Below are 22,108 nucleotides of genomic sequence, written 5' to 3' on the forward strand. Positions count from 1 at the left end.
ACATCGCTCATCCGCGGTCGGTCGGAATCGCCCGGACAGCGACCGGTGTCTCGGTGACGGCGCCCCGGTGCGACCGTCAGTCCGGGAGCAACGCGGAGAAGGCGAGGAACGCGCCGGCGGCGACCGCGGACGCGGCGACGGCGACCGTCGTCACCTCGACGCCGAGATACCGGGCGATCAGGGCGAGCGCGCCCGCCAGAACGAGCGCGACTCCGACCGCGCCGTGGTGGTAGCGCCCCGCAGTCGGCTGGTCGGCGACCGCCGCCGAGTCGCGGTCGACGAAGATCCGGGCGCCCCACCACACCGAGCCGAACCGGGCGCCGATCCCGATCGCGGCGGCGGCGATCGAGACGAACTCGATGTCGCCGACGGTGAACATGCCGGCACCGAACGCGGCCACGGTCGTCAGGACGGCGACAACTTTGCTCCGGTCGTCGACCGTGTGGAGCGCCTCCACGCCCGGGTCGTTCGACATACCAGTCGTAGTTCGCCCGACGCTGGTATAGGTTTCCATCGGGCGAGTCCCGCGCTCGCTCCCGCGACCGCGGTCGGCGCCGTCGAGGGCGCGCGTCCGGTGAGCCCTCGCCACGGAGCGAACGTGGGGTATTTAATCACCGCGCCGAGGAGGTGGTGGTATGTTGGACCGGCTCGGGCTCGACCGGCGGGATCGGCGGAACCTCCTCGTCGTGATGGCAGTCGTCGCGGCCGTGACGGCGGTGGTCTCGGCGGGAACGATCTCCGTTCGGCTCGTCGTCGGCGTGATAGCCGGCCTCATCAGCGGAGTCGTCTTTGTCGTCTCCACGGCGCTCATCAACCGATACAAACCCGAACACTGGTAACGGGCCGGTCGGCGCGCCGAACCCGCCCGACCGCGCCGCCGCGCGCGCTCCGCGAGTCGCGACAGTTTTGTTCGGCGATCACGGAGGGGGGCCCGTGAACATCGACGACCGGATCGAGCGACGGCTCGGCTACGACGCGGGCATGAGCGTTCTCGCCGACTTCGAGGCCGTCTCCCCGGTCACCCACGTCGACTCGCCGGTCGGCCGCGGCCCGGCTATCGAGCGCCTGCTCGACGTGTTCGAGCCCGCGTTCTCCGGGTCGCTCCCGCCGAGCGTCTACGTGTACGGCCCGAAGGGGAGCGGGAAGTCCGCCGTCGTCTCCTCGCTGTTCGACCGGCTCGCGGCGCACAGCGGCCCCCGTCGGGCCATCCAGACGACGACGCGGGCGGTCGAACCGACGATCCCCGGGTTCGTCTACGTCGACGCCCGGCGGGCGTCGACCCGCTTCCGACTGTACCACGCGATGCTGGCCGCCATGAGCGACGACTCCGTTCCCGACCACGGGATCGGGACCGAGGAGCTGGCCGCCTCCCTGCGCGACGCGATGCGCACCGGTCCGGACCTCGTCGTCGCTGTCGACCACGCGAACGAGGCCGAGACGCCGACGGCGGCGACGCTGATCGACTGGCTGAACGACGTGGGCGAGCGGCTCGTCCCCGCGTTCCTCGGCCGCGATCCGCCGGACGCGATCGGCTGGGAGCCGGAGACGACCGTCGAGTTCGCGAAGTACCGCCGACACGTGCTCGTCGAGCTGCTGACGAGCCGGTGCTCGACGGGGCTCGGCCGAGACGCGCTCAGCCACGACCAGATCCGCGAGGTCGTCGAGTGGGCCGCGGGCGACGCCCACGACGCCCTCGCGGCCGTGATGGGCGCGGCGGTCAACGCGGAGCGGTCGGGGGCGTCGACGATCCGATCCGGCGACGTCGACGCCGGCGTCGACGGCGTTCCCCGGCCCTGCGTGGCGCTGGGGCGTGTGCTCGCGCTCCCCGAGAGCCGCCAGCGGCTCCTCTACGAGCTCGCCGGGCTCTCCGAGGACGAGCGCTCGACCGTCGGCGTGGCGACGGAGACCATCGCGGCGCGCTCGGGCGTCGACCTCTCGGCGTCGACGGTCAGGCGCGTGCTCTACGAGCTGGCCGACGCCGGCCTGCTCGAACGAGTCACCGTCCGCGAGACCGACGGTAAGGGCCGACCGCCGAGCCGGCTCGTCCCGCTGTTCCCGACGGTCGTCTTCAGCGAGCTGTTCGACCGTCGCACCCGCTCCGGGTAGGCGCCGCGCGGGCGGCCGCCGTCCGGTCCGCCCCGCCTCCGTTCGAACGGAAGACAGTTGTCGCCGTGCCGCCGACCCGATGGTATGGTTCCGCCCCTCGCGCTCGACATCGACGGTACGCTGACGACGCCGAGCGGCCGGATCGATCCGCGAGTCTTCGAGTTGTTGCCCGGGTGGGACGCGCCGGTCGTGTTCGCCACCGGCAAGGCGTTCCCGTACCCGGTGGCGCTCGCGCACTTCCTCGGCCGCGAGGAGACCGTGATCGCGGAGAACGGCGGCGTCGCGTACGTCGGCGGCGAGACGACGCTCGTCGGCGACCCGGACGCGGCGTGGGCCGTCGTCGAGGCGTTCCGCGAGCGCGGCGGAGCGATCGGCTGGGGCGACGGCGACACGGTGAACCGCTGGCGCGAGACGGAGGTCGCGCTCGGACCCGACGTCGACGCGGGGCTGCTCCGCGAGGTCGCCGCGGCCGCGGGCGACGACGTGGAGATCGTCGACACCGGCTACGCCTACCACGTGAAATCGGTGGGGGTCAGCAAGGGTCGCGCGCTCCGCGTCGTCGCCGAGGCGCTCGGCGTCGACCCCGCCGCGTTCGTCGCGATCGGCGACAGCGAGAACGACGCGTCGACGTTCGGCGTCGCCGGCGAGTCGTACGCGGTCGCCAACGCCGACGCCGCCGCCCGCAATGCCGCCGACGAGGTGGTGGACGACGGGTACATGAACGGGACGGTCTCGGTGCTCGAACGGCTGCGCGAGCGCGCCGAGTAGTCCGTATCCGACGGCGGAGCGCGTCCGCTCTGCTCAGCTCGTCCCGGCGACTCCGGGGGACGCGTACGGGTCATCTGTTCGATTCGGGGGCATCGCCCTCGGGGTCGGTCTCCGCTCACGCGTCCGTCACGGCCGCGAGTTCGCGGAGCGAGTCGATTTCGTGGGTGGGCGCGACGGAGAGGGTCGTGTCCCGGCAATGTGGCCGTCGGACGAACGCCGAGTCCAGCCCGGCCCGGTGGGCCGCTCTCACGTCGCTCTCGCTGTCGCCGACGTAGAGCGCCGACTCGGCGCCGAGCTCCGCGAGCGCCCGGTCGAGATAGTGCGTGTTCGGCTTCTTCAGGTCCAGGCTCTCGACACTCTTCTCTCGGCCGTGATAGGTGTCGAACGCGTGCCGCAGGCCGAAGAAGTCCAACACGAACGCGACCGTGCTGTGGTGGTTGTTGCTCACGACGCCGCGGGGTCGATCGAGGTTCGTGACGCTCTGAACGTCGTCGTAGAGCGCCCGTGACCCCGACTCGAACTTCTCGAACTGAGACCGTTCGTCGAGCCGCTCTCGGGCTCGCCAGAACGCCTCCACGTCCACGTCGTAGACCGCGCACATCTCACGCAGTCTCTCGACGGTCGTCCCGCGTACGACGTCGTCGACGTGCGCCTGGTCCGGGTCTCGGACGCCTACCGCTTCGAACGCTTCCCGCGTCGCTTCGACCGCCGTCTCGTGGGCCGGCGGCTCGACCAAGACGCCGTCGTTGTCGAAGAGAACCGCGTCGTATCCGGTCACGTCTCCGTGTTTCCCGAAATTCGGATTAGTCGTTTCGGTGTCCCGGTTCGACCGGCCACACGGCGGCCGCGTCGAGAGGGTGGCGTCGTCGGCCAGCGACCGCTGCGATCACTCCTCACCGTACGGGTACCGCGCCGTCGACCCGCATTCCGTACACCGGACGACCACGCGCCCGGGTCGCGTCCGGACGCGGCTCGTCTTGCCGGGGCGGAGGTAGACGGCGCAGTCGTCGCAGGCGCGCCGTGAGAGCTCGGCGGGAACGCCGCAGCGGTTGCGCTCGGCGATCCGGCGGGCGCGGGCGACGTACTCGCGGGCGCGATCGTACTCGTCGTCGACGACGGCCTCGCGAGCGAGCGCGAACAGCCGCTCGATCCGCTCCGCCGGGATGCCCATGTCACCGAGGGCGGCGCGCGGCGCCAAAGAGGTTGTTATCCGGGTCGGGCGGGGCGGCCGCCCGGACCGTGCCGACGCTCCGGACGCGGGGCGCCGGCCGGGACCCGCACGCTTTTTTATCGGTCCGACCCAACCGAGTGATATGAAAGAATCCCTGATGGACGTGATCTGCTGTCCGCTCGACAAGGCGACTCTCGAACTCGACGTCGACGACGCGGACGACGAGGAGGTCCTCGCCGGGACGCTCACCTGTACGGAGTGCGGCGAGACGTACCCCATCGAAGACGGGATCCCGAACCTCCTCCCGCCGGACATGCGCGAGGAGGCGGCTGCGTAGGGGGTTCCGCTCCGGAGCGGCGGGAGCGGATCCGCCCCGAGGCGCCGACCGCGGCGACGGCCTCCGGCGGTCGACGCCGCCGCCCGAACTCCTCGCTCGTGTGAATCTTTTTTTAGTGCGGGGTCGTGGTTCCACCCGTGCCGACACTCGACGTCGAACTGAACGGGGAGGCGGTCCACGACATCGACGCGCCGGACTCGTTCGTCACCGACGGGCCGTTCCCGGTCGTGCTCGAGAACAGCGGCCGCTCGACGCACGTCCACCTTCACTTCGACGACGAGCTGGACCGGGTGGCGACGCTCGACGAGGGGAACCACTTCGTCGCCGACGAGGCCACCCGTCACGTCCACGTGTCGACCGCCGACGTCGACGAGCGGGTCCGCGGCAAGCTGAAGATCGTCACCGGCTACGGGTCGAACACGCGCTACGTCGACGTGCGGGTCGATCCGTCGCCCGACTCCCCGAGCGAGCCCGTCGCCGTCGACGAGACGCTCTCCGCCCCCCCGGAGCAGACCCCGGAGGTGCCGCCCGGGCAGCGCGCGGTGAACGCGCTCGACCGACTCGTTCGGCGCGGCGGGGTCGCGGGCGCGGCGTTCGGGCTGATCGCGGTCGTCGCCGCGGTGGGAGTCGCGCTCGCCGCCGACAGCGCCGTCGTCTGGCTCGCGGTGGGGGTCGCGCTGATGACCGCGTTCGGCGCGGTGCTGCTCGCGGTGACGTGAGGCGACGCGGGTCGCCGTCCCGCCCGTTCCCCCGCGCGCGGTCCGCGTCCTCTCAGTCGGGATCCGCGCGCTTTTAACCGTCCCGGCGGAACGAAACGCCATGAGCTTCGAGAAGGAAGACGAAGTCGTGCTCCACGACAAACACAGCGAGTACGACGGCGAGTCGGGCACGATCACGCAGGTGATGGAGACCATGTTCGGCGACGCGACGTACACGGTCAGCTTCGAGGACGGCCAGGAGACGGGCGTCCCCGAGGACGCGCTCGACGCCGTCGAGAGCGAGGAGTAACGCCGCCCCCACCCGTCCCGCATGCCGAAAGTCCCCTTCCACTACGTCGACCTCCGCGCGTTCTCGTACGCCACCGAAGACGTCAAACGGGTCGAGCAGGCGCTGTACTCCCTCCTCTCCGACGAGGTCGAACTCGACCGCGTCGAGAACGTGGGGCACCACGGGGACCGCATCGTCGTGCTCTCGGCGCGGGTCGAGCGGGCCGACGAGATGCGACACGTGTTAGACCGGCTCGCAGAGCTGGAGGACCTCGACCGCGTCCTCGACGAGCTTGACGAGCGGGTCGACGACAACTGCGCGCTGTTCCTCCGCCTCGACAAACAGGCGGCGTTCCGCGACGAGGTCCGCCTCGGCCCGGGTCTCACCGTCCGCACGAAGGTCGAGGCGTACCCGGCGAAGAAGGAGAAGGCAGTCGCGAACGCCCGCGAGACGCTCTCGCGGCTGGCCGACGACGACTGACAGACTACTGCTCGGCGACAACTGATCGACGACGGCCGCGCGATCGAGCCGCGCTCTCCCGGTCGCGTGCCCCGGCCGCACCCGCGGCGTGACTTTTTCACCCGTCCCGTCGATGTCACGTCATGACCGATCCGTTCGTGGTCGTCGGCGCCGACGCGGCTGGATTGAGCGCGGCCAGCAAGTTCCGTCGCGAGGCGCCCGACCGAGAGGTCGTCGTCTTCGAGAAGGGTCGCTGGATCTCGTACGCCTACTGCGGGATGCCGTACTTCATCGCCCGCTACGTCGACCGCATGTCGGACCTCCTGTCGCTGTCGCCGAGCGAGGTCGACGAGCGGGGGATCGACCTCCGACGCGGCCGGGAGGTGGTCGCCGTCGACCCCGACGCGAAGCGCGTCACGGTCGAGACGGCCGACGGTGATCGAGTCGAGCAGGCGTACGGCGACCTCCTCGTCGCCACCGGCGCGCGCGCCGACTCCGGCCCCTTCGACGTGCGCGGCCTCGACGGCGCGTTCACGCTTCACGACATGGACGCGGCGGCCGCCATCGACGCGTACGTCGCGGACCCCGACGACTACGACTCGGACCGCGTCGACGTGAGCGCGGTCGACCGCGACCGCGTCGAGCGCAACGCGGCGATGCCGGCCCCCGAGACCGCCGCGGTCGTCGGCGGCGGGTACGTCGGCGTCGAGGTCGCCGAGGCGCTCTCGGAGCGCGGGGTCGACGTCCGCGTCTTCCACCGGTCCGGGCACCTCCTCTCGCCGTTCGGCGAGGCGGTCGGGAACCGCGTCGAAACCGCGCTCGAGGCCGAGGGCGTCAGCGTTCGCACCGACGCCCCGGTCGAGGCGCTCGTCGGCGACGAGCGGATCGAGGCGATCGACGTCGGCGGCGACCGCGTTCCGGTCGACATGGCCGTCGTCGGGGTCGGGATTCGACCGAACACCGAACTGCTCGACGGCACCGGGGTCGACCTCGGACCGGGCGGCGCGGTCCGGGTAGACGACCACGGCCGGACTAGCCTCCCGGACGTGTACGCGGCGGGCGACTGCGCGACCGCGCGCCACGCGGTGACGGGCGAGCCCGACTGGATGCCCCTCGGACTCACCGCGAACCGCGCCGGTCGCGCGATCGGTGCGACGGTCGCGGGGGATCCCGCGCCGGTCGGGGACATCGCGGGCACGGCGGCGGTGAAGGCGTTCGACACCGAGGGGGCCCGGGTCGGGATCCTCGACCCCGAGGCGGCCGAGGCGGCCGGGTTCGACCCGGTCAGCGAGACGGTGACCGCGGGGTCGCGCTCCGGCTACTACCCCGGTGCGGCCGAGACCGACGTGACGCTCGTCGCCGACCGCGACACGAGGCGACTCCTCGGCGGGAGCGTCGTCGGCACCGACCGCGCGGCGATCCGGATCGACACGCTCGCGACCGCGATCGAGGCGGACATGACCGTTCCCGAGGTAGAGCGCCTCGACCTCGCGTACGCGCCGCCGTTCAGTCCGGTGTGGGACCCGATACTGGTCGCCGCGAAGGTGTTGAACGGAAAAATCGAGGACTGAACGGCGGCGACGGCGGTGCGGCCCGGACGAAGTCGCTCACTCCCGTATCCGACCGACGAGGAACCCGACCACCGCCGCCGCGAAGCCGACCGCGACCGCAGCGGCGGCGGCGAGCGCGAGCGGCGCGGTGACCGCCGAGAGGGGCGGGCCGCCGAGGCCGCCCGGGACCGCGTACGGCGTCGGTCCGAGCCCCCGCAGCAGGGTCCCTGCGAAGGGCCCGTACGCGAGGAGGGCCGTCGGGAGGGCGCCGGCTCCGGTCGCGGCGAACGCGACCGCGCCGACCGCCGCCACCGCGGCGAGGACGCCGGTGGTCGCCGGGGCGCCGACGCCGACCGCCGCCGTCGCGTCGAAGGCGACGTACGACAGCGCGAGCCCGACCGCGCTCCACACCGTCGCTCGCTCGAAGCCCGTCTCGCCGAGCGCGATCCGCCGGAGCGCCGCGCGACCGGAAGCGGCACCATCGGCCCCGCCCGCGTCGCCCTCGGTCGCGTTCGCGTCGGTCATTCCGGTCGCGTCGCCCCCCGCCCCTCGCGGTCCGGGGTGAGGTTGCCGTGTTCGTCTATCTCGCCCGCGACGATCCGCGTCGAGGAGATGCGCTCGCCGTCCTCGGCCGCGACGTGGTCGACGACGACCAAGTCGAGGGGATCGCGCCCGCGCTCGCGACGGATCTCGTTGATCCGCTCGCCGCCCGCCTTCGTCTCCGGGGAGACGATTAGCGCGTCGAACTCCGGCTCGACCGCGATGCCGGTCGGCTCCGTCAGCTCACGGACCTCGTAGTCGCGCCCGTGCGACTCGGCCAGCGGCGCCAACTCCGCTTCGAGGTCGCGCTCGCGCCGGTCGAACGGGCGGACGTACCGGTCGACGTGGCGGGTCTCCGGCGCCAGCTCGTCGGAGGTGAGACCGACGGTGACGTCACCCAGCTCGAACGCCCGCTCGAACAGCTTGCGGTGGCCGTCGTGAACGGGGTCGAACGTACCTCCCAGCGCGACGTTCATGCCTCTCCGTTGCGTGGGTCAAACTTAAAACGTCCCGAACCGCGTCCCGGCCCGGTGAAGTCGGGCGGCGGGGCCGAGTCGTCGACCGGCTCAGTTCTCCGTCTCGTCGTCCGTTCCGTCGCCCTCCGCGCCGTCGTCGGCTTCGCTCACGCTGGCGTCGCCGCCCTCGTCGTCGACGGATATCTGGACGGGTTCGGTGTCGCCGTCGGGCGACTCGCCGCCGAGCCGCCGGTCGAGATTGAAGACGGCGTTCAGCTCCGCCTGAACGTCGCCGACGACGCCGCGGACCAGCTCGCTCGGCGCGATGGCCTCGTACTCGTAGGGGTTGTTGCCCGCCCCCTCCGCCTTCCGCTTGCCGCGCTCGACGGTCCCCTCGTCGTGGAGTTCGGCGAGCGCCTCGCGGACGGTGCTGGGGTAGAGGCCGGTCCCGTCCGCGACCTCGTCGCTCGTGCTGTGGGGGTTATCGCGCAGGTAGACGTAGATGCGCGCCCGGGTCTCGGTGTCGAGCAGCCACGCGAGCAGGTCGACGACGTTGTCGTCGAACCCCTTCACCGCCTGGTCGGCGCCCTCGCTGAGCCGCTCTTTCGTCTTCCGAAGCTCCTCCCGCGTCCGGTCCGTCGGCGACTCCTCCGGGTCGTCGACCGGCTCGGCGGCTGTGTCGTCCGTGGTCATATCCGAAACAGGGGGCCACGCGGGCAAAAGGGTTTCTCGTCGCTTTCGTTCCGACGAAACGCTTCGACGCCGATCGTCCTGAGCGCCGTCAGGGTCTCACGAGGAGGTCCGAACACAGCGCGTCCACGCCCGACTCCTCGCGGATCCGGCGCTGGCGCGTGGCGCCGCTCTCCGCCTCGTACACCTCGCGGATCCCCGAAATCCCGAGCCGGTCGCACTCGGCGTCGACGACCTCGCCGAGCGCGGTCGTTTCCTCGCCGTCGCGGTCGACGAACGCGGCGTCGTGGCCGTGACGGATCGCGCGCCACTTGTTCTCGTCGAGGAGTTCGCGGCGCAGGGAGCGGGGCGACTCACCGTCCTCGTACCGCTCGGCGTAGTCGACGACCAGCGCACGGACGTACTCCGCGAGCGCGAGGGTGATCGCCGGGTCGCGTTGTACATCGGGCGCGCGGACCTCCACGGTCCCGTGCCCGGTGTGGGGGCGCACGTCGAACCACAGCTCGCCGCGGTCCGCGATGGACTCCGTCTCGACCATCCGGCGCTCGTACCGCTGGAAGGCGTCGAAGTCCTCGAAGGCGGAGGGGATCCCGGTGTTCGGGAGGTTCTCGAACACCTTGGCGCGGGCCGAGGCGAGCCCGGTGTCGAACCCGTTCCAGAACGGGGAGTTGGCCGACAGCGCGAGCAGCACCGGGCAGTGCCACCGTAGCCGGTTCGCGACCCAGACCGCCTTGTCCGCGTCGTCGACGCCGACGTGGACGTGGAGCCCCGCGGTCACGTTGCGGTGCTGGGGATACTGGATGCGGTCCAGCTGCGCCTGATACCGCGGCTTCTGGACGTGGTCGAGCTCGCGCCACTTCGCTGTCGGGTGGAGCCCCGCGGCCGCGATCCGGTAGCCGTCGGCGGCGGCGTGGTCGACGAGCGCCTCGCGGACCGTCGCGAGCGCCTCGGCGGGGTCGTCACCCTCCTCGATCGTTTCGGTCTGGGCCTCTATCGTACACTCGAACAGCTCGTGGTCGAACCCCTCCGGCACCGCCGCGGGCGGGTCGCGACCGTACACGAGGTCGTCGGTCCCGGACGTCGGGCGGCCCTCGGCATCGACGATGTAGAACTCCTCCTCGATGCCGAGCGTCCCCATCCGGGAGAACGCGTCCCGCGAACCGAGTTCCATTACCGCTCCGTACCGGTCGCTCGCTCTTATAAGGATTGGAAGGCGGAAGGCGCGGCGCCGTCGCTCTCCGACGAGCGCTCGGGCAGGTGAATCGAGTGGGAAGATCGAATCGGCCGAACCGCACTCCGCGCGTCGAAAACGAGTCGGCGGCGCGCGTTCGCGCGCCGGGGGCTGCGACGCTCGGTCCCGCGTCCCGTTCAGCCGAGGACGTACCGGAGCGCCGGGACCTTCTCGACGAGCGCCTGCCCGCCGACCTGAATCTGCTCGATGTAGGCGTCGAGGCCGAGGACACGGCCCGCGCCGAACGCGGCCACGGTGAGGAACACCATCGCGTACACCAGCGTCGAGTCGAACAGGGCGAGGAAGTCGCCGCTCCACCCGCCGAGGTAGAACAGCGTCATCTGTATCGCCCCGCCCAGCGCGGCCAGGCGGACGAACGCGCCGAGGATCAGCGCCGTGCCGATCAGCAGCTGCGTCGCGGGCACGAACACGTTCGCGAACTCGACGAACCACGGCGTCGACCCCATCGCGGCGTACAGGCCGCTGACCGGGCTCGCCGCGTCGGGCGCGTGGACGAGGTAACCGCTGGCGTCGAACGGCCACTCCGAGACCTTTCCGAGGCCCGCGAACAGGATCATCCCGCCGATGGTCGCCCGCAGCAGGACGATGAACAGCGCCGACAGCGAGTGCGCCTTCCCCAGTAACGTGATTCCGCCGAACTCGCCGCCGAACTCGTTTGTGGTCTTCGTGGACATTGTGTCTCTCCTCACTTGCGAATACGCCGGACGAGTATATAAACCGGAAAGCGGGTTCCCCTTCGCCGAGACGAATTCGACCTGGCCCCCTATCTGTCGGGTCTTTAAATACAATTCCCGAACTTCATCGGATCGGACCGCTTCTCCGGGCTCACCACGCCTCGCCGCTGGCGAGGTCGACCTCGGCGTCCCCCTTCTCTGAGGGACAGATGTCGGCGAGCACGCAGTCGGCGCAGTCGGGGTTGATCGCGGTACAGGTCGCGCGCCCGTGGTCGATCATGAGGTGAGTGAACTGCTGCCAGTCGCTCTCGGGGACGACGTCCAGCAGGTCCTGTTCGATCGCCTCTGGCCGTTCCTCCTCGGTGACCCCCAGCCGCCGCGTGAGCCGCTGGACGTGGGTGTCGACGACGATACCCTCGACCACGTCGTGGCCGTGCTGGAGGACGACGTTCGCGGTCTTGCGACCCACGCCCGCGAGGTCCGTCAGCTCGGACATCGTGTCCGGCACTTCGCCGTCGTGCTCCTCCGCGATGTCCGCGCACGCGGAGCGGATGTACTTCGCCTTGTTGTTGTAGTAGGTGATCGAGTTGATCGCCTCGGCCATCTCCTCTTGGGGCGCGTTCGCGTACTCCTCGGGCGTCTCGTACGTCTCGAACAGGTCTGCGCACACCTTGTTCACGCGCTCGTCCGTACACTGCGCGGAGAGGATCACCGCGATGAGCAGCTCCAGCCGATTCGAGTAGTTGAGCGAGATTGTCGAGTCAGGGTACTCCTCGTACAGCCGGTCGAGGACCTCGGCGACCTGCTCCTCACGCGGATCGAGTGGCGTTCCCATACGAATCCCTCCGTCCGGGCGACATTGAACGATCCGACTGTGCGCCCCGCCGCGACGGATCGGCACGCCGCCCGCCCCGCCGAGTAGTAAGACAGTTACCACGCGGCGCGCTGGTGAGCGTATGGACGTACTCGACGTCGCGGCCCGCGCGACAGAGACCGGGCCGGTGTGCGACGCCTGCCTCGGCCGGCTCGTCGCCGACCGGAGCTTCGGGTTGTCGAACGCCGACCGGGGCTCGGCGCTCCGCGTGTCGCTGGCGTTGCGCGACGACGAGGACCACGAAGCGGTCGACACCGCGGACTGCTGGGTGTGCGAGGGTCGCTGCGCCGCGTTCGACGACTGGGCCGACCGCGCCGCCGAGGCGGTCGAGGGCGTCGAGTTCGCCACCTACAACGTCGGCACGCGCCCGCCACCGCTGATCGAGGAGAACGAGGCGCTGCTCCGCGCCGACGCCGGCCTCGACGAGGACGCGGGCGAGCCGTTCAAGTCGGAGTTCAACCGCGAGGTCGGCAAGCGGTTCGGGCGGCTCACGGGCGTCGAGGTCTCCTTCGACCGCCCCGACGTCCAGTTCACGATCGACTTGGCCGAAGACGAGATCGACGCGAAGGTGAACTCCACGTTCGTCTACGGCCGCTACAGGAAACTGGAGCGGGACATCCCCCAGACCGAGTGGCCCTGTCGCGAGTGTAAGGGCTCCGGGCGGCAAGGGGCCGACCCCTGCGACCACTGCGGCGGCTCCGGCTACCTGTACGACGACAGCGTCGAAGAGTACACCGCGCCGGTCGTCGAGGACGTGATGGACGGGACGGAGGCGACGTTCCACGGTGCGGGCCGCGAGGACGTCGACGCGCTCATGCTCGGCACCGGCCGCCCGTTCGTGGTCGAAGTGGAGGAGCCGCGCCGTCGCCGGGTCGACACCGACCGCCTCCAGTCGGACATCAACGCCTTCGCCGACGGCGCGGTCGAGGTGGAGGGGCTCCGCCTCGCGACCTACGAGATGGTCGAGCGCGTCAAGGAGCACGACGCCGCGAAGCGGTACCGCGCCGCGGTGACGTTCGACGCCGACGTGGACGCCGACGCCCTCGCGGACGCGGTCGCCACGCTGGAGGGGGCGACCGTCGAGCAGTACACGCCGAACCGGGTCGACCACCGCCGCGCGAGCATCACGCGCGAGCGCGACGTGTACGAAGCGACGGCCGACCTCGACGACGCGCGTCACGCGACCGTCGAGATCCGCGGCGAGGGGGGCCTCTACATCAAGGAGCTGATCTCCGGCGACGAGGGCCGGACCGAGCCGAGCCTCGCGGGCCTGCTCGGCGTCGGCGCCGAGGTGACCGCGCTCGACGTCCTCGCGGTGGAGGGCGAAGACGAGCCGTTCGAGCGCGACGAGTTCTTCCGGGAGTAGCGCGCTCCGAGGCCCGGCCGATGCCGTCGCATCTCGTCCGGTCCGGTCGATCCGATCCGGCGCCGCCCGCTCCGGTCGGGGGCCCCGACGCACCGTACCGAGCCGGCCGCGGACGCGGAATCAACGGGATTTATCTGACGAGCGTCAGACGTTCGAATATGAACGGGAGCGACGCCGACGGCGGAAACGCCCGAGAGGGTGGCACCCGAAACGGCGCCCCCGGCGGCGAGTCGAACGGTTCGACCGCGGCCGGCGACGCCGGTCGCGCGGGCTCGCCCGCGGTGGGCGACCCCGTGATCCGCCCCGCCGTCGACGACGCGGGGGCGGTTCCGACCGCCGCCGACGTATCGCTGAACGGTGCCGACCGCGCGGAGCGACCCGACCGGGTCTCTTCGGTCCTCGTCGCCGTCGGGCCCGGGCCGCACTCCGGAGCCACCGTTGACGTCGCCCGGGAGATCGCGGACGCCACGGACGCGTGGCTCGAACTGTTCCACGTCGTGCCCTCCGACGCGGCGCTCGCCGACGCGGCACCCGACGACGACGCCTCCGGGACCGTCGCCCCCGCCGGCGCGGCCGACCCCGACTACGCCGCGGCGGGGGAACGACTCCTCGACGCGGCCGAGGACCGGCTCACCGGGTTCGACCGCGCCGACCGGTGGCTCGTCGAGGACCGGACCGCGGCGGGCGCGGTCGTCGAGCAGTCCGCGTACTACGACCTGGTCGTCGTGGGCGCGCCGACGACGGGTACCGTCGGCCGGTTCGTGTTCGGCTCCACGACCGACACGGTCGTCGGCGACGCCGAGGTCCCCGTCGTCGTCGTCGAGGCCGACGGGTCGACCGCCCTCGACGCGGAGTAGGCGCCGACCGCCGTCGTTGCTACGACAAAGGCCCGTTTTCGCCGTTCTCGGCCCCGTTGACTGCGTGTTACCGTCTCACGTCTCGGCGACAGCGTTAAAACAGTGTACATACTTGTACATCATAACGCGGAATACTACATCGGTGGACACAATGAATCTCAACGACACGGTCGAGCGCGTGACGGACGGGGAGGATCTGACCGTAGAGGAGGCGCGCGAGGCCGCGCGGCTCGTCTTCGAGGAGGCGACGGAGGCCCAGATCGGGGCGCTGCTCGCCGCGCTCCGGGCGAAGGGCGAGACCGAGGCCGAGATCGCCGGGTTCGCGCAGGGGATGCGCGACGCGGCGCGCACGATCGAGCCCGACCGCGAGCCGCTCGTCGACACCTGCGGCACCGGCGGCGACGACCACGACACGATCAACGTGTCGACGACCGCCGCCGTCGTCGCCGCGGGCGCGGGCGTCCCGATCGCCAAGCACGGCAACTACTCGGTCTCCTCCTCCTCGGGCAGCGCGGACGTGCTGGAGGTCGCGGGGGCCGACGTCGAGGCGGAGCCGCCAGCCGTCGAGGCGGCGATCGAGGACGACGGGATCGGCTTCATGCTCGCGCCCGTCTTCCACCCGGCGATGAAGGCCGTCATCGGTCCGCGCAAGGAACTGGGGATGCGGACGATCTTCAACGTCCTCGGCCCGCTCACCAATCCCGCCGGCGCCGACGCGCAGGTGCTCGGCGTGTACGACCCCGACCTCGTCCCCGTCATCGCGCGGTCGCTGGCGCACATGCCCGTCGAGCGCGCGCTCGTCGTCCACGGCGCGGGCATGGATGAGATCGGAATCCATTCCGAGACGGTCGCGGCCGAGGTCGACGGCGAGGACGTGACGGAGTTCACGATCGAGCCCGCCGACCTCGGGCTCGACCGCGCCCCGATCGAGGCGGTCGCCGGCGGGACGCCCGCGGAGAACGCCGCGGACCTGCGCGGGATCGTCGACGGCTCGGTCACCGGTCCGAAGCGCGACCTGATCCTCGCGAACGCGGGCGCAGCCGTCTACGTCGCTGGCGAGGCCGAGACCCTCGCCGCGGGCGTCGAGCGCGCCGCGGAGGCGATCGACTCCGGCGCGGCCGCCGAGAAGTTCGCGGCCCTCTGCGACGGCGACGAGGCGCCCCCGGCTGACGCGGGGACGAGCGGAGCGGCGGACGGCGCGACGACCGCGGAGGACGACGACTGATGGCGCGGGTGAAGATCTGCGGGATCACGCGCGAGGCCGACCTCCGCGCCGCGGTCGACGCGGGGGCCGACGCGGTGGGCGTGATCACGGAGGTGCCGGTCGACTCGCCGCGCGAGGTCGACCCCGCCGAGGCGGCAGAGCTGCTCGCGGACGTGCCCGCGTTCGTCACCGCGACGCTCGTGACGATGCCCGAGTCCGCCGAGCGCGCGGTCGAGCTCGCCCGCACGACCGCGCCCGACGCGATCCAGCTCCACGGTGAGTGGACCGTCGACGAGCTCCGCTACATCCGCGCGGAGACGGAGCGCAAGGTGCTGCTCACGGTCGACGCCGACGACCCGGCCCGCGCCGAGGAGTTCGACGGCGCGGTCGACGCCTTCGTCGTCGACTCCACGGACGACTCGGGCGCGGGCGGCACCGGCGAGACGCACGACTGGCGCGCGACCGGCGAGCTCGCCGAGCGACTCACCACGCCCGTCGTGCTCGCTGGCGGGCTCACGGCAGACACCGTCGCCGAGGCGGTCCGCGTCGCCGACCCGTTCGCGGTCGACGTGGCGTCGGGCGTCGAGATCGAGGGCGGCCGGAAGGACCACAACGCGGTGGCCCGCTTCGTCGCCAACGCGGGCCGGGAGATGGAGCTGGCATGAGCGACGCGGCCCCCTCGCTCGACCGCCCGAAGGCCGAGTTCGTCGATCTGGCCGCCGATGCCGAGAAGCCGGTCGTCGTCCGCGCGTCCGCGTCGCTCGACGCCGACGTGACCCCGCTCGGCGCGTACGCGACCCTCGTCGGCGAGGGGCCGTACGGGTTCCTCCTGGAGTCCGGCGAGAAGGTCGCCTCCAGCGACCCTGACGGCGCGTTCACGAACGGCGGGAAGGCGGACCGGCACGCCCGCTACTCGTTCGTCGGCTACGACCCGGAGGCGGTCGTCTCCGTCCACCCGGATCGCACGGAGGTGACCGAGCTCGGCCCGGCGGCCGAGTTCCTCGGCGACGGGCTCGACGGCGACGCGGGGGCCGCGACGACCGCGCCCGGCCTCGGCCCGGACGAAGGCGACGCGGTCGACCGCGTCCGCGCCGCGTTCCCCGACGTGGCCCTGCGCGGCTTCCCCGACACCGACCGCCAGATCCTCTCGGGCGGGTTCGTCGGCTTCCTCGCGTACGAGGCGGTCTACGACCTCTGGTTAGAGGAGGTCGGTGTCGACCGCCCCGAGACCGAGTTCCCGGACGCGGAGTTCGCCCTCACGACCCGGACCGTCGTGTTCGACGAGCGGGAGGGCGGCGCCGAACTCGTGTTCACCCCGGTGATCGGCGTCGACGACGACCCGGCCGCGGTGTACGACGACCTCCTCGCGGAGGCCGAGCGCGTCGCCGCCGAACTGCGAGAGGCCGCCCCGCCAGACCCCGACGGCGTGCGCGTCCGCGAGGAGTCCGCGGACCCCCGCGGGGAGTACGAGGAGGCCGTCCGCACGGCCAAGCGACACGTCCTCGACGGCGACATCTACCAGGGCGTGATCTCGCGCAGCCGCGAGCTCCGCGGCGAGGTGGACTCGCTCGGCCTGTACGCGGCGCTGCGCGACGTGAACCCCTCGCCGTACATGTACGTGCTGCGCCACGACGACCGGAGCGTCGTCGGCGCGAGCCCCGAGACGCTCGTCTCCGTCCGGGGCGACCGCGTCGTCTCGAACCCGATCGCGGGGACCTGTCCGCGCGGGACCAGCCCGGTCGAGGACCGCCGGCTCGCGGGCGAGATGCTCGCCGACGGGAAGGAGCGCGCCGAGCACACGATGCTCGTCGACCTCGCGCGCAACGACGTGCGGCGCGTCTCGGAGCCCGGCTCCGTCCGGGTCGAGGAGTTCATGAACGTGCTGAAGTACAGTCACGTCCAACACATCGAGTCGACCGTGACCGGGACGCTCGCGGCCGACGCGGACGCCTTCGACGCGACGCGCGCGACGTTCCCCGCGGGGACGCTCACCGGCGCGCCGAAGGTGCGCGCGATGGAGATCATCGACGACCTCGAAACGACGCCGCGGGAGGCGTACGGCGGCGGCGTCGGCTACTACTCGTGGACCGGCGACGCCGACTTCGCGATCGTGATCCGGACCGCGACGCTCGACGAGTCGGGCGACGAGTCGGTCGTGGGCGTCCGCGCGGGCGCGGGGCTCGTCGCCGACTCCGACCCGGCCGCGGAGTACGAGGAGACAGAACAGAAAATGGACGGCGTGTTGACCGCGATCGACCGGATCCGCGAGGACGCAGCCGACGAGGGCGGCAACGCCGACCGGGAGCCCGGCGACGCCGACCCGATCGCCACCGGCTCGGAGGCGGAGCGATGAAGGTCGTCGTCGTCGACAACTTCGACTCGTTCACCTACAACCTCGTCGAGTACGTCTCCGACCAGACGATCGACGGCGAGCCGGTCGGCGTCGAGGTGTTCAAGAACACCGCGTCGCTCGCCGAGGTCGAGGCCGCGGATCCGGACGCGGTGATCATCAGTCCCGGGCCGGGCCACCCGAAGAACGACCGCGACGTGGGCGTGACGATGCCGGTGTTGCGCGACCTCTCGCCGACGGTGCCGACGCTGGGCGTGTGCCTCGGTCTGGAGGCCGCCGTGTACGAGTACGGCGGGACCGTCGGGCACGCGCCGGAACCGGTTCACGGCAAGGCGTTCCCCGTCGACCACGACGGCGAGGGCGTGTTCCGCGGGCTCGACCAGGGGTTCCGGGGCGGCCGCTACCACTCGCTCGCGGCGACCGAGGTCACCGACGCGTTCGCGGTGACGGCCACCACGGACCACGACGGCGAGTCGATCGTGATGGGGATCCGTCACCGCGAACACCCGATCGAGGCGGTCCAGTTCCACCCGGAGAGCGTGTTGACCGGGTCGGGCCACGACCTCGTCCGGAACTTCCTCACTTCGGTCTGAGGGTCCGGGCGTCAGGCCCCGTCGCTCGGCGAATCTTCGTCGCCGTCGGCTTGCCCGTCGGCGTCTTTCTCGTCACCTTCCTCGTTGAGGCCCCGCCCGGCGAGGCCGACGAGGTGGCCGACCTCGGCGAGTATGATCTCGTCGACGCCGAGCTGAACCGCGTTCTCCGAGCCCGGCAGACAGAACACCGGCGTGGCGGAGACGACCCCGGCAGTCGCGCGCGACCCGATCGTCCGCGTGCCGACCACCTCGTGAGAGAGCCGGCGGAACAGCTCGCCGAACCCGGGGAGCCGCTTCGCGAACAGCCCTCGCACGGCCTCCGGCGTGACGTCGTCCGGCGTGACGCCCGTCCCGCCGGTGGTCACCACCGCGTCGGTGTCCTTCCGGCGGGCGAGGCGGTCGACGGTGCCTTGGACGCTGTCGTAGTCGTCGGGGATCAGCTCGCGGACAGCCACCTCGTGGCCCGCCTCCTCGAACGCGGCCGCGACGTAGTCGCCCGCCGGGTCCTCGTCCGCTGACCGCGAGGAGGACACGGTGACGACCGCGACCGCGACCGACTCGGCGTCGTGGTGGTGATGGTGGTCGCGGCCGTGGTCGTGGTCATGACCGTGACCGTGATCCTCTCGGTCGTCGTGGCTGTGGCCGTGGTCGTCGTGGTCGCTCATGGACCGACGTTCGGCGCCCGCGTGAAAACATCTCCCGGTCGGCGAGCCGCGCATGGCCGTTCCGGGCGACCGCCGGAGGGCCGGAGTCCGCTCGGAGACCCGTCGCCGCTCAGGGCCAGTCGTCTCGGGCCTGCTCTTCCGGCGCCTCGTCGGTCTCGTCCTCGGTCGCGAGCGTCCACTCCGCAGCCTCGGCAGCGTCCTCGACGTGAAGGAACTCCCAGTCGGTCGCCTCGGCGACCGCCTCGTCCTCGTCGTCGATCCCGACGAAGACGTGGCGGTCCGTGTCGAACTGGCCGCTGATGTTCTCTAAGCTCTCCTCGACGCCGCGCGGCCCGGAGAAGAAGTCCTGTCGCACGCGGTGTTTCCGCGTGAAGTTCGTGACGACGTAGGTCGGCTTCTCGCTGACGACGCCGACGTACTCCGTCCACTGTCGGGCGTTGTTGAACACCGCGTTGGGGTCCGCGAGCGCTTTCAGCGCCTTCAGCTCGAACGCCAGCGTCATGTCTGTGGATCCGCCGCTGTCCATGCGCCAGGTTACCCCCGCCCGGCGAAAACAACTTCGCTTCCGCGCAGCCACCCCCTCCGCCGCTCACCGACCGGTCGCGGTCCTCTCGGCGGCCGCGGGGGTCTCACCGCGCTCGCACCCGATAGTAATCGGTGAACTTCACCACGTCGCCGTCGTCGAGGTCGCCGGTCTCCGGCGCCGTCTGCGGCTCGTCGGCTAGCTCCCGCACGATCTCCTGTTCGTCGTCGTCCAGTTCGTCGTAGTGCCGGACCCGCGCGTCGGCCGGAACGCGACCGGTGCGACGCAGCCGTAGCCGCCGTCCGGTGTCTCTAAGTGACATGTGGTACCGTATGACATGGTTAATCATAAACGTTTCGCGGCGGTCGCTGACTCGACCGACGCCGTTCGCCCCGCGTCGCGGGCGCGACGTTCCACCGCCGTTGGCAGCGGTTCGACTGTCGGCGGCTCAGTCGTCCGCTCGGGGGAGCGTGAGCGTGATCGCCGTACCGCGGGGCTCCGCGCTCGCGACGGCGGCCGAGCCGCCCGACTGTCGAACGACCCAGTAGACGAGCCACAGCCCGAGGCCGCTGCCGTGGTACAGCGCGTCGACCGCCGTGCCGTCGACGAGGACGTCTCGGTCCATCCCGGTCAACCCCGGCCCGTCGTCCTCGACGCGGACCTCGACCGCGTCGGGCCGGGCCTCGACCGACACCGCGACGGTCGGCCGGTCGCGGTCGTGATGTTCGACCGCGTTTCGGACCAGTTCGTCGATCGCCCGCGAGATCCACGTCGTCGCGGACGCCGTCGCGTGCCCGTCGTCGGGCACCGAGACGCCGACCGTCGCGTTCGGGAACTCCTCGTCCCGCTCCGCGGCCACCTGTCGGGCGACGCGCCCGATGTCGACGGGTTCGGTCTCCGGCGCGTCGCTCAGCACCTCGGTGATGTGGTGGGACTTCTCGCTCGTCTCCAGCAGGTCGTCGGCCCGCGACACGATGTACTCGGCCGCGTCGGCGGGGTCGACGGCCCCCGCCGCGATCTGCTTCGCCCGTCCCCGGACGACCGTCAGCGCGTTCCGGAGGTTGTGCTGGAGGACTCTGTCGACGACCCTGAGCTGTCGCGCGCGGTTCTCGCTGTCGGTCACGTCCCGAAGCACGCCGACGACCCCGGCGGGCTCCTCGCTCTCGGGGCTGTCGAGGGGGTAGTACCGCACGTCCATCGTCCGCGTCCCGCGGGTCGGGTGCGTCCGGGTCGTCCGGTACTCCACCGACTCCCCCCGGAGCGCGCTCTCCACCTCACGCTCGACCCGCCGGTAGTCGTCGTCGGGGACGATGTCAGCGAGCGTCACGTCCGTCACGTCGCCGTCGCCGAGGTCGTGATACTCGCGGTACTGGGGGTTCGCGAACAGGAGTCGACCCTCGCGGTCGACCGCGGCGATGAGGTCGGTCGCGCCGTTGATCGCGCGCTCGTACCGCTCCAAGTCGCGTTCGCGCTCCTTGCGCTCGGTGACGTCCCGACAGATGGCGAACGTGCCGGCCAGATCGCCGTCGGCGTCGTAGTAGGGGTACCGCTGCGTGCTGAACGTCGCCGCCCGGTCGCTCTCGGGGAACGTCGGCGATATCTCGTACTCGGTCATCGCCTCGGTTTCGAGCACCTCCCGCCGCCGCGCGTCGACCTCGGCGGCCGCCTCCGGGTCCATGAACGCGAACTCGTCGCCGCCGTACAGCTCCTCGCGGGGTATCCCGGCGAACTCGCTCACCGCCTCGTTGAGCAGCTCGAACTCGCCGTCGCGGTTCTGGAGGAGGACGGGGTCGTCGAGCTGCTCGACGATGTCCCGGTACTGTTTCAGCCGCCCCGTTGCGGCCTTCCGTTCCGTGATGTCCGTCTGAATGGCGACGAACCGCGTGATCTCGCCGTCGTCGTCGACGACCGGCGCGATGGTCTGGTGGGCGTGGTACGGCGTGCCGTCGCGCCGCCGGTCGACTATCTCCTCTTCCCACACGTCCCCGGCCAAGAGCGTCGACCACAGCGCGTCGTAGTACTCGTCGGACATCTCGCCGGAGTTGAGTATCGCCGGCGTCTCCCCTAGGGCCTCCGCGGTCTCGTAGCCGGTGTTGTCCGTGAACGCCGGGTTGACGTACTCGATCGTCCCGTCGGTGTCGGTGACGTAGATCGCGTGCCCGGCGTGTTCGACGAGGTTGCGGAACGTCTCCGCCCGCTGCCCGCCGATCTCCTCGACGCCGTCGCGGAAGATCCCAGTGTACACCGCGTCGCAGTCGTCCGGACTCGGCTCGCCGTCGCCGCCCCCGCTGCCGTCGTCGTCTCCGTCGCCGTCGCGGCCCTCTCGACCCGGGCCGTGTTCGTGAAAGCGGGCGGAGAACGTCACCGTGTGACCGTCGGCGTGCCGGATCGGCACCGAGACGCTCCCGCTCTCGTCGAGCCCCTCGGCCCGAGCGAGCCGGTCGCGAACCGACCTGCTACCCGCATCGCCCACGTCCGACACGACGACGGAGGCGAGGTCGCGCCCAAGTAGCTCGTCGGGCGCGTAGCCGAACGCCGCTTCGGTCGCGGGGTTGACGTAGACGACGGTCCCCTCGCGGTCGAGTGAGACCACCGGGTCCGAACACTCCGCGACGAAGGCGGCGAAGAACTCGTCGTCGGGGGACCGTCCGGAGCTCATCGGTATGAGGAATACGCGCTCGCGGCCC

At 71.4% G+C, this 22,108-nt stretch carries 27 protein-coding genes; 14 read left to right on the forward strand and 13 right to left on the reverse strand.

Features of this window, described 5'->3' with window-relative positions; all coding sequences use genetic code 11:
- Positions 1-76 precede the first annotated feature (76 nt).
- Complete coding sequence (locus EXE47_RS05745) at positions 77-475, reverse strand: hypothetical protein (RefSeq protein WP_049929835.1); 399 nt, start codon at positions 473-475, stop codon at positions 77-79.
- 160 nt (positions 476-635) lie between these two features.
- Here EXE47_RS05745 and EXE47_RS05750 point away from each other — a divergent pair, with 160 nt between their 5' ends.
- The 3 genes from EXE47_RS05750 (at position 636) to EXE47_RS05760 (ending at position 2,874) form a co-directional block, all read left to right on the forward strand.
- The gene (locus tag EXE47_RS05750) at positions 636-839 is read left to right on the forward strand and encodes a hypothetical protein (RefSeq protein WP_049929833.1); all 204 of its coding nucleotides are present in this window, start codon (positions 636-638) and stop codon (positions 837-839) included.
- Between the two features lie 94 nt (positions 840-933).
- Positions 934-2,106, forward strand: coding sequence for a Cdc6/Cdc18 family protein (locus EXE47_RS05755; RefSeq protein WP_049929831.1), 1,173 nt, complete (start codon positions 934-936; stop codon positions 2,104-2,106).
- Positions 2,107-2,190: 84 nt separating this feature from the next.
- On the forward strand, positions 2,191-2,874 hold the full coding sequence (locus EXE47_RS05760) for an HAD-IIB family hydrolase (protein WP_086219216.1): 684 nt from the start codon (positions 2,191-2,193) through the stop codon (positions 2,872-2,874).
- 115 nt (positions 2,875-2,989) lie between these two features.
- On the opposite strand, the gene EXE47_RS05765 is transcribed toward EXE47_RS05760, so the two are convergent.
- Positions 2,990-3,652: an HAD family hydrolase gene (locus EXE47_RS05765; RefSeq protein ID WP_004596230.1), complete on the reverse strand. Its 663-nt coding sequence runs from the start codon at positions 3,650-3,652 to the stop codon at positions 2,990-2,992.
- A gap of 108 nt (positions 3,653-3,760) precedes the next feature.
- Positions 3,761-4,045, reverse strand: a complete 285-nt coding sequence (locus EXE47_RS05770; protein ID WP_049929827.1) for a ribonuclease P protein component 4 — start codon at positions 4,043-4,045, stop codon at positions 3,761-3,763.
- A 142-nt stretch (positions 4,046-4,187) separates the two neighbouring features.
- On the opposite strand from EXE47_RS05770, the gene EXE47_RS05775 reads away from it, so the two are divergent.
- The 5 genes from EXE47_RS05775 (at position 4,188) to EXE47_RS05795 (ending at position 7,399) form a co-directional block, all read left to right on the forward strand.
- Positions 4,188-4,382 (forward strand): methytransferase partner Trm112, encoded by a 195-nt coding sequence (locus EXE47_RS05775; RefSeq protein WP_004596226.1) that lies wholly within the window; start codon positions 4,188-4,190, stop codon positions 4,380-4,382.
- A 137-nt stretch (positions 4,383-4,519) separates the two neighbouring features.
- Positions 4,520-5,101, forward strand: a complete 582-nt coding sequence (locus tag EXE47_RS05780; RefSeq protein WP_176454919.1) for a hypothetical protein — start codon at positions 4,520-4,522, stop codon at positions 5,099-5,101.
- A gap of 100 nt (positions 5,102-5,201) precedes the next feature.
- Positions 5,202-5,390, forward strand: coding sequence for a hypothetical protein (locus EXE47_RS05785; protein ID WP_006113388.1), 189 nt, complete (start codon positions 5,202-5,204; stop codon positions 5,388-5,390).
- 21 nt (positions 5,391-5,411) lie between these two features.
- Positions 5,412-5,849 (forward strand): RNA-binding protein, encoded by a 438-nt coding sequence (locus EXE47_RS05790; protein ID WP_089307761.1) that lies wholly within the window; start codon positions 5,412-5,414, stop codon positions 5,847-5,849.
- A gap of 122 nt (positions 5,850-5,971) precedes the next feature.
- Positions 5,972-7,399 carry an FAD-dependent oxidoreductase gene (locus EXE47_RS05795; protein WP_089307760.1) on the forward strand — a complete coding sequence of 476 codons (1,428 nt, stop codon included), beginning with the start codon at positions 5,972-5,974 and terminating at the stop codon, positions 7,397-7,399.
- A gap of 36 nt (positions 7,400-7,435) precedes the next feature.
- On the opposite strand, the gene EXE47_RS05800 is transcribed toward EXE47_RS05795, so the two are convergent.
- The 6 genes from EXE47_RS05800 to nth form a co-directional block, all read right to left on the reverse strand.
- On the reverse strand, positions 7,436-7,903 hold the full coding sequence (locus EXE47_RS05800) for a hypothetical protein (RefSeq protein WP_089307759.1): 468 nt from the start codon (positions 7,901-7,903) through the stop codon (positions 7,436-7,438).
- Positions 7,900-8,394: a phosphopantetheine adenylyltransferase gene (locus tag EXE47_RS05805; RefSeq protein ID WP_049929820.1), complete on the reverse strand. Its 495-nt coding sequence runs from the start codon at positions 8,392-8,394 to the stop codon at positions 7,900-7,902. Before EXE47_RS05805 ends, EXE47_RS05800 begins: the two co-directional genes overlap by 4 nt.
- Before the next feature lie 90 nt (positions 8,395-8,484).
- Positions 8,485-9,066, reverse strand: coding sequence for a winged helix-turn-helix domain-containing protein (locus tag EXE47_RS05810; protein ID WP_089307758.1), 582 nt, complete (start codon positions 9,064-9,066; stop codon positions 8,485-8,487).
- A gap of 88 nt (positions 9,067-9,154) precedes the next feature.
- Positions 9,155-10,234 (reverse strand): glutamate--cysteine ligase, encoded by a 1,080-nt coding sequence (locus EXE47_RS05815; RefSeq protein WP_089307757.1) that lies wholly within the window; start codon positions 10,232-10,234, stop codon positions 9,155-9,157.
- A gap of 197 nt (positions 10,235-10,431) precedes the next feature.
- The gene (locus tag EXE47_RS05820; protein WP_049929816.1) at positions 10,432-10,989 is read right to left on the reverse strand and encodes a DoxX family protein; all 558 of its coding nucleotides are present in this window, start codon (positions 10,987-10,989) and stop codon (positions 10,432-10,434) included.
- 151 nt (positions 10,990-11,140) lie between these two features.
- Positions 11,141-11,824 carry an endonuclease III gene (gene nth / locus EXE47_RS05825; protein ID WP_049929815.1) on the reverse strand — a complete coding sequence of 228 codons (684 nt, stop codon included), beginning with the start codon at positions 11,822-11,824 and terminating at the stop codon, positions 11,141-11,143.
- Positions 11,825-11,945: 121 nt separating this feature from the next.
- Between nth and EXE47_RS05830 the strand changes: the two genes are divergently transcribed.
- The 6 genes from EXE47_RS05830 (at position 11,946) to trpG (ending at position 18,233) form a co-directional block, all read left to right on the forward strand.
- Positions 11,946-13,229, forward strand: coding sequence for a tRNA pseudouridine(54/55) synthase Pus10 (locus EXE47_RS05830; RefSeq protein WP_086219375.1), 1,284 nt, complete (start codon positions 11,946-11,948; stop codon positions 13,227-13,229).
- A gap of 158 nt (positions 13,230-13,387) precedes the next feature.
- Positions 13,388-14,086, forward strand: a complete 699-nt coding sequence (locus EXE47_RS05835) for a universal stress protein (protein WP_086219376.1) — start codon at positions 13,388-13,390, stop codon at positions 14,084-14,086.
- A 151-nt stretch (positions 14,087-14,237) separates the two neighbouring features.
- Positions 14,238-15,311: an anthranilate phosphoribosyltransferase gene (trpD, locus tag EXE47_RS05840; protein ID WP_049929811.1), complete on the forward strand. Its 1,074-nt coding sequence runs from the start codon at positions 14,238-14,240 to the stop codon at positions 15,309-15,311.
- On the forward strand, positions 15,311-15,955 hold the full coding sequence (locus EXE47_RS05845; protein ID WP_086219377.1) for a phosphoribosylanthranilate isomerase: 645 nt from the start codon (positions 15,311-15,313) through the stop codon (positions 15,953-15,955). Before trpD ends, EXE47_RS05845 begins: the two co-directional genes overlap by 1 nt.
- Positions 15,952-17,643: an anthranilate synthase component I gene (gene trpE / locus EXE47_RS05850; RefSeq protein WP_137708088.1), complete on the forward strand. Its 1,692-nt coding sequence runs from the start codon at positions 15,952-15,954 to the stop codon at positions 17,641-17,643. The genes EXE47_RS05845 and trpE overlap by 4 nt, the downstream gene beginning before the upstream one ends.
- Positions 17,640-18,233, forward strand: a complete 594-nt coding sequence (gene trpG, locus EXE47_RS05855) for an anthranilate synthase component II (RefSeq protein ID WP_086219379.1) — start codon at positions 17,640-17,642, stop codon at positions 18,231-18,233. Before trpE ends, trpG begins: the two co-directional genes overlap by 4 nt.
- A gap of 11 nt (positions 18,234-18,244) precedes the next feature.
- Here trpG and EXE47_RS05860 read toward each other — a convergent pair whose 3' ends face one another.
- The 4 genes from EXE47_RS05860 to EXE47_RS05875 form a co-directional block, all read right to left on the reverse strand.
- Positions 18,245-18,898, reverse strand: a complete 654-nt coding sequence (locus EXE47_RS05860; RefSeq protein ID WP_089307755.1) for a molybdenum cofactor biosynthesis protein B — start codon at positions 18,896-18,898, stop codon at positions 18,245-18,247.
- A 109-nt stretch (positions 18,899-19,007) separates the two neighbouring features.
- Positions 19,008-19,424 carry a hypothetical protein gene (locus EXE47_RS05865; RefSeq protein WP_049929803.1) on the reverse strand — a complete coding sequence of 139 codons (417 nt, stop codon included), beginning with the start codon at positions 19,422-19,424 and terminating at the stop codon, positions 19,008-19,010.
- A 103-nt stretch (positions 19,425-19,527) separates the two neighbouring features.
- Positions 19,528-19,743: a hypothetical protein gene (locus EXE47_RS05870; RefSeq protein WP_049929801.1), complete on the reverse strand. Its 216-nt coding sequence runs from the start codon at positions 19,741-19,743 to the stop codon at positions 19,528-19,530.
- Positions 19,744-19,869: 126 nt separating this feature from the next.
- Entirely contained in the window at positions 19,870-22,080 is a 2,211-nt protein-coding gene (locus tag EXE47_RS05875; protein WP_049929799.1) for a PAS domain S-box protein, read from the reverse strand.
- Between the last annotated feature and the right edge of the window lie 28 nt (positions 22,081-22,108).

The organism is Halorubrum sp. GN12_10-3_MGM (assembly GCF_005435235.1).
In the GTDB taxonomy this organism is placed as follows: Archaea; Halobacteriota; Halobacteria; order Halobacteriales; family Haloferacaceae; genus Halorubrum; species Halorubrum ezzemoulense.

Bases quoted from the DNA above. Each gene is read 5' to 3' on its own strand.
- EXE47_RS05745 (WP_049929835.1), bottom strand. From the start codon at position 475: ATGTCGAACGACCCGGGCGTGGAGGCGCTCCACACGGTCGACGACCGG.
- EXE47_RS05750 (WP_049929833.1), top strand. From the start codon at position 636: ATGTTGGACCGGCTCGGGCTCGACCGGCGGGATCGGCGGAACCTCCTC.
- EXE47_RS05760 (WP_086219216.1), top strand. From the start codon at position 2,191: ATGGTTCCGCCCCTCGCGCTCGACATCGACGGTACGCTGACGACGCCG.
- EXE47_RS05770 (WP_049929827.1), bottom strand. From the start codon at position 4,045: ATGGGCATCCCGGCGGAGCGGATCGAGCGGCTGTTCGCGCTCGCTCGC.
- EXE47_RS05775 (WP_004596226.1), top strand. From the start codon at position 4,188: ATGAAAGAATCCCTGATGGACGTGATCTGCTGTCCGCTCGACAAGGCG.
- EXE47_RS05785 (WP_006113388.1), top strand. From the start codon at position 5,202: ATGAGCTTCGAGAAGGAAGACGAAGTCGTGCTCCACGACAAACACAGC.
- EXE47_RS05790 (WP_089307761.1), top strand. From the start codon at position 5,412: ATGCCGAAAGTCCCCTTCCACTACGTCGACCTCCGCGCGTTCTCGTAC.
- EXE47_RS05795 (WP_089307760.1), top strand. From the start codon at position 5,972: ATGACCGATCCGTTCGTGGTCGTCGGCGCCGACGCGGCTGGATTGAGC.
- EXE47_RS05800 (WP_089307759.1), bottom strand. From the start codon at position 7,903: ATGACCGACGCGAACGCGACCGAGGGCGACGCGGGCGGGGCCGATGGT.
- EXE47_RS05805 (WP_049929820.1), bottom strand. From the start codon at position 8,394: ATGAACGTCGCGCTGGGAGGTACGTTCGACCCCGTTCACGACGGCCAC.
- EXE47_RS05810 (WP_089307758.1), bottom strand. From the start codon at position 9,066: ATGACCACGGACGACACAGCCGCCGAGCCGGTCGACGACCCGGAGGAG.
- EXE47_RS05815 (WP_089307757.1), bottom strand. From the start codon at position 10,234: ATGGAACTCGGTTCGCGGGACGCGTTCTCCCGGATGGGGACGCTCGGC.
- EXE47_RS05820 (WP_049929816.1), bottom strand. From the start codon at position 10,989: ATGTCCACGAAGACCACAAACGAGTTCGGCGGCGAGTTCGGCGGAATC.
- nth (WP_049929815.1), bottom strand. From the start codon at position 11,824: ATGGGAACGCCACTCGATCCGCGTGAGGAGCAGGTCGCCGAGGTCCTC.
- EXE47_RS05830 (WP_086219375.1), top strand. From the start codon at position 11,946: ATGGACGTACTCGACGTCGCGGCCCGCGCGACAGAGACCGGGCCGGTG.
- EXE47_RS05835 (WP_086219376.1), top strand. From the start codon at position 13,388: ATGAACGGGAGCGACGCCGACGGCGGAAACGCCCGAGAGGGTGGCACC.
- trpD (WP_049929811.1), top strand. From the start codon at position 14,238: ATGAATCTCAACGACACGGTCGAGCGCGTGACGGACGGGGAGGATCTG.
- EXE47_RS05845 (WP_086219377.1), top strand. From the start codon at position 15,311: ATGGCGCGGGTGAAGATCTGCGGGATCACGCGCGAGGCCGACCTCCGC.
- trpE (WP_137708088.1), top strand. From the start codon at position 15,952: ATGAGCGACGCGGCCCCCTCGCTCGACCGCCCGAAGGCCGAGTTCGTC.
- trpG (WP_086219379.1), top strand. From the start codon at position 17,640: ATGAAGGTCGTCGTCGTCGACAACTTCGACTCGTTCACCTACAACCTC.
- EXE47_RS05860 (WP_089307755.1), bottom strand. From the start codon at position 18,898: ATGAGCGACCACGACGACCACGGCCACAGCCACGACGACCGAGAGGAT.
- EXE47_RS05865 (WP_049929803.1), bottom strand. From the start codon at position 19,424: ATGGACAGCGGCGGATCCACAGACATGACGCTGGCGTTCGAGCTGAAG.
- EXE47_RS05870 (WP_049929801.1), bottom strand. From the start codon at position 19,743: ATGTCACTTAGAGACACCGGACGGCGGCTACGGCTGCGTCGCACCGGT.
- EXE47_RS05875 (WP_049929799.1), bottom strand. From the start codon at position 22,080: ATGAGCTCCGGACGGTCCCCCGACGACGAGTTCTTCGCCGCCTTCGTC.